General features: G+C 53.1%; 5 protein-coding genes and 1 pseudogene. 1 reads left to right on the top strand and 5 read right to left on the bottom strand.

The window, feature by feature from the left end:
• A partial coding sequence (locus ACIP0B_RS28075) for a sulfatase-like hydrolase/transferase (protein ID WP_400838381.1) occupies positions 1-672 on the top strand: 672 nt, incomplete at its 5' end.
• Positions 673-962: 290 nt separating this feature from the next.
• On the opposite strand, the pseudogene ACIP0B_RS28070 reads toward ACIP0B_RS28075, so the two are convergent.
• The 5 genes and pseudogenes from ACIP0B_RS28070 to ACIP0B_RS28050 all read right to left on the bottom strand — a co-directional run.
• Positions 963-1,232: pseudogene (locus tag ACIP0B_RS28070) on the bottom strand (transposase); the annotation flags it as partial.
• Between the two features lie 71 nt (positions 1,233-1,303).
• Complete coding sequence (locus tag ACIP0B_RS28065; protein ID WP_400838378.1) at positions 1,304-1,861, bottom strand: hypothetical protein; 558 nt, start codon at positions 1,859-1,861, stop codon at positions 1,304-1,306.
• The gene (locus tag ACIP0B_RS28060; RefSeq protein WP_400838375.1) at positions 1,858-2,586 is read right to left on the bottom strand and encodes an alpha/beta hydrolase; all 729 of its coding nucleotides are present in this window, start codon (positions 2,584-2,586) and stop codon (positions 1,858-1,860) included. The genes ACIP0B_RS28065 and ACIP0B_RS28060 overlap by 4 nt, the downstream gene beginning before the upstream one ends.
• A gap of 4 nt (positions 2,587-2,590) precedes the next feature.
• Positions 2,591-3,088 (bottom strand): PAAR domain-containing protein, encoded by a 498-nt coding sequence (locus ACIP0B_RS28055; protein WP_400838372.1) that lies wholly within the window; start codon positions 3,086-3,088, stop codon positions 2,591-2,593.
• A 21-nt stretch (positions 3,089-3,109) separates the two neighbouring features.
• Positions 3,110-3,724, bottom strand: coding sequence for a hypothetical protein (locus ACIP0B_RS28050; RefSeq protein WP_400838369.1), 615 nt, complete (start codon positions 3,722-3,724; stop codon positions 3,110-3,112).
• Positions 3,725-4,224: the final 500 nt, after the last annotated feature.

Here is a 4,224-nt window from a genome sequence, read left to right as displayed (position 1 = left end):
CTGGCCATCGGCGGCAAATCCATGGGCGGGCGCATGGCCAGCCTCCTGGCCGATGCGGCGCCGCGCAAGCTGATCGTCGTGCACCTGCTCGGCACCCACATGAGCTACCAGTACCGCTATCCGCCGAGCTTCGACAAGTTCCAGGACCGCGACGGCGTGCCGGCCGGCCTGCGCGACGACCAGGTGCCGACCTACAACAGCTACGACAATGCGGTGCTGTACAACGACTTCGTGGTGTCCAGTCTGATCAAGGACTACGCCAAGTCCGATCCGAACGGCTTCTTGCTGTACCTCTCCGACCACGGTGAGGACGTCTTCGACTCGGTCGGCCACACCACCCTGGGCCGCAACGAGAACAAGCCGACCGCGCCGATGTACACCATCCCGTTCATGGCCTGGGCCTCGCCGAAATGGCGCCAGACCCATGACTGGAACTTCGCCGGCGACCTGAGCCGCCCTTACAGCAGCTCGCACCTGATCCACACCTGGGCGGACATGGCCGGCCTGAGCTTCGACGAACTGGACCGCAGCAAGAGCCTGGTCAGCGACAGCTTCAAGCCACGTCCGTTGATGATCGGCAACCCGTATGAGCGAGAGCAGCGGGCATTGATCGATTTCAGCCTGATGAAGCCGAAGAAACCGGCGACCACCGAGGTGGTGCAGCAACAGTGAGACAAAGGGGCCATCTAAGGCCCCTTTTCATGCGCCGATGGCCCCGATCCCTGTGATCCTGTGATCCTGTGATCCTGTGATCCTGTGGCGAGGGAGCTTGCTCCCGCTCGGGTGCGCAGCAGCCGCAAAGCCGGCGCACGCGGTGTTCCTGGCACACCTCGACCGCAGGATTTGGGGCCGCTTCGCAGCCCAGCGGGAGCAAGCTCCCTCGCCACAGAGGCACCTACAGCTCATAGAGGTTCCTGCAGCTCACACAGAGGGAAGAAACGGGACGGATTTATTTAGCCGTCCACAAAAGCCCGGCACGTCGTAACGAAAGCGACTTTGTTGTTCTTACGAAAATCGACGATGGTCTTGAAGTCGGGTTTGAGCCGGTTGATCAACCACATCACCTCGATGTTGCGCTGGCATTCGGCTTCCAGGCGACGGGACGAACGAATGCGCTGGAAATAGCCATAAAGGTAGAGTTTGAGCTGATCGGCGGGGTCGTAGGCGGGGCGCCCGGTGGCCTTGGGCTGAGTTTTCTCAAAGCCGAGCTGACCCAGATCCAGCTTGGTGACTTTTACGAAGTGCCATTTTTATCGAAGATTTTCCCATAAGACGAGTAAATTAGCGCGTTGGCGGCAAGCAATTACTGGTGGCGTTCAGCTGCATTATTCATTTTTTTTAAATGTACAATCAGGCCCGAAGTAGGAATATATACAGTATTGGTGTAATAAGCTTTGAACCCATAAGCAGTGATGTACACCTGACATGGAATGCTCTCTTGCCCCGCTAACAGAGTCTCTAATACTGCGCCCGAGGTGATCGAGATCGGGATAGATATCTCTCCTTCTTCGGTTGCGTTGAATGATAGTGAAGAGCGGAAATAAAAGCGTCCATTTTTACTGGGTGTGGCGTCAGCTTCCAAAAGGCCCATGCCTCGTGTTTTAATTGTGTGGTTTACATTGAAATTTTTGTCATGATTCAAGGAGCATACGAGTTTAGGGGTGTTTTGATTCTGTTTTTCGTAGATATTGAAAACCTCGATCAGGTTTTGATCTGATTCGAGCGTCACGTAAAGTAGCGCGTCGCCATAGTTTGCAAAACCTACAAACGTCAATGACGCAACCGGGATGTTGGGTGTCCGAGCGCATGCGCTGCAAATCAGCGCAGTGGCCAATATTAGTAATTTTTTAGCTGTAATCATTTTATGTTTTTCACATATGCATCATAAAGGAAGTCCAGCGCACATTTTGCACCTTGGATCGGGGCAACCATCATGTGGCTCGCAAACGCGTGGTTTATATTGACTGTTGCATTTATCGTTGGGCCTTGGCTCACAACCCATCGTTCTCCGAAGTTGGCAACGTGGTCTGACGCGTCCGACTTTATTGGGTTTGCGCGGATATTGATCCACATGTCGGCAACGGGAGTTGGTTCAGAGTAGTAGATATCAGAGCCCAACCAAACCAGAAAGCCTTTGCCGACAGGATCCAAGGTTATTAGGAGCGCGATTTTGTAACCTTCATCAGACAATATTTTCGAGAGGTGAGCGCCATTCCATCCGCCTAGGCTATGTCCGACTATATAGATAGGGCATGATTTGTTAGGGATGAGATTGGTGATGTGTTTTTTGATATCACCGTCCCCACGAGCCTCGTTATATCCCCAGACGTATTTTGTGTATTTTTCGGAAAGTTGTGCGTTTTCCATCCTTTTTGACATTAGCAAGTCGACATCATCAATATTGTGAAATGCACCTTGAAAGTAATAGCTTTCTTGGTCTCCAGCACCACCAATGTAAAAAATAATGGGTTTGGGGGCGGATACAGGCACGGCCTTTATTTGTGAGTTATTCACCGACGTCAGTGTGTGCGTTGCCGCCAGACTTGCTGAGTTACCACTGGGCAAAATGATTTTTTCTGCTTCCATGTTCTTAATCTTCCAAAAATAACTTGATGCTTTCAGCCAGATGCGAACTCACCACATGGGTATAGCCCTGCGCATCACTGACTCCATGTTCAATGCTGCCATTGGCGCGCTGAATACCGTAGGCATGGTTTGGAATAGGCTCACCCGTAGATTCGTCGACCAGCTTTATCTTGTCGCTGAAGTGCACCGGCATCGACGATAGCCCACTGAAGGGCGCAGGCACGAAGGTGTCACCGATAATGATAGTGCTCGCGCCTGCCGTCACCGTATTGCCATGAGCGCCAATGCTGCCGACGGTGGCGGCATTGAAGCCATTGATTAATACGGTTGAAGAGACACTGCCGGTAATCGGGCTTCCGCACGCTGAGGTGTCGTTTAGGCGGGCAGCGCCCAAGCCTTCGAAGAACACATCTGATGAGCCGGTTACCAGCGAATTGGTGCCGTGACCCAAAACTGGGCACGCAGTGGGATCGGTAATGCGCGCAGCAGGTTTGCCACTCATGGGAACGTCCTTTTCAGGTATTCAAAGGGGGTAGTGGAGGTCAATGGGGGCGTCTGAAAATCGCCAGCATTCATCCATGGGGTTGTACATGGCTCGGTAGCTTTCTTGGGGCGCACTGCAGGCCTTGAGTGCTTGCCAGGCGAGTTCAGTGCAGCCATCCATGGAGTGACTGGAATAATCATCAAGCTGGTTGAGCCAGGAGTTGTAATTGGGCATGCCAACGCTGCGGTAGGCATCAAGCAGTGTCTGCGCGACTTCCTCACCCCAATGCAGGAATCGCCCAGGTGCCCACGGGCCGGTCTGGGCATGGACAAACCAGCCAAGGCTGGGCAAACGACCATTTGCTAGGCACAGGGAGCCACGCTGTGAGCTGAGCCCGCAGCATAGAAAGACGCTGAGCCATCCTTGGTGGGCATGGATGACATCAGTGGGGTCGAATTGCGCCAAAGGGATGGCACGGTAGCCGCTGGTTGGCATTGAGCGGGCGACCAATTCGGCGTCCAATCGCGACACGAATGCTTGTATGGCATTACCATTGCCGCAGGGTGTGCAAAGAATTTCGACCGGTACGCGGGCTGGGATGTCGCTGCTTCCCAAGATACGAACCAACCCGTAAAGGCGAAGCGAAGTCTTCAAGCCGCTTGGGTGAACAGCTGGGGCCAGCGTGCAGCTGCTGGGGGGCGGCACGGTGCTTGGGGATGAGTGCATTAACTATTTACGTCCATGTAAATTTTCGGGGCGAAAGAATGCACCAGACGGTGCATGGCTTCAATCGCTTTTTCGAATTTGATTTGGGTGTCAATGGCTGCTGCGTATGGGCTCCATTCACCGTTTTTGCCGGAGGATGAATGAGCCAGGCAACACTGCGCGGTTCGTGATATTGAATAATGAACCTAAGCCTTGATGCGATGATCAAGTCGAGTCAGTCAGGCGCGTTTTAAAAAACGGGACGGATCTATTTATCGGAAGAAACGGGATGGATTTATTTAGCCGTCCCGTTTTCATTCATTGACATCACAGAATCTTTTCAATACTCAGAAAATGCTGTTTAAACAAGTTTAGAAAGAATTCCATCCCCCTTCACCACCTTGCGCCATTGCCTACAGCTACGCCAGAATCCGCCGGCTTGTGCGCCT

Source organism: Pseudomonas sp. NPDC089534, assembly GCF_044749305.1.
In the GTDB taxonomy this organism is placed as follows: Bacteria; Pseudomonadota; Gammaproteobacteria; order Pseudomonadales; family Pseudomonadaceae; genus Aquipseudomonas; species Aquipseudomonas ekonensis.
The sequence above is the reverse complement of the archived record's forward strand: the minus strand, read 5'-3'. Positions and strand labels throughout refer to the sequence as shown.

Excerpts from the sequence above, each read along its gene's own strand:
- ACIP0B_RS28055 (WP_400838372.1), bottom strand. The coding sequence starts at position 3,088 with ATGAGTGGCAAACCTGCTGCGCGCATTACCGATCCCACTGCGTGCCCA.
- ACIP0B_RS28060 (WP_400838375.1), bottom strand. The coding sequence starts at position 2,586 with ATGGAAGCAGAAAAAATCATTTTGCCCAGTGGTAACTCAGCAAGTCTG.
- ACIP0B_RS28065 (WP_400838378.1), bottom strand. The coding sequence starts at position 1,861 with ATGATTACAGCTAAAAAATTACTAATATTGGCCACTGCGCTGATTTGC.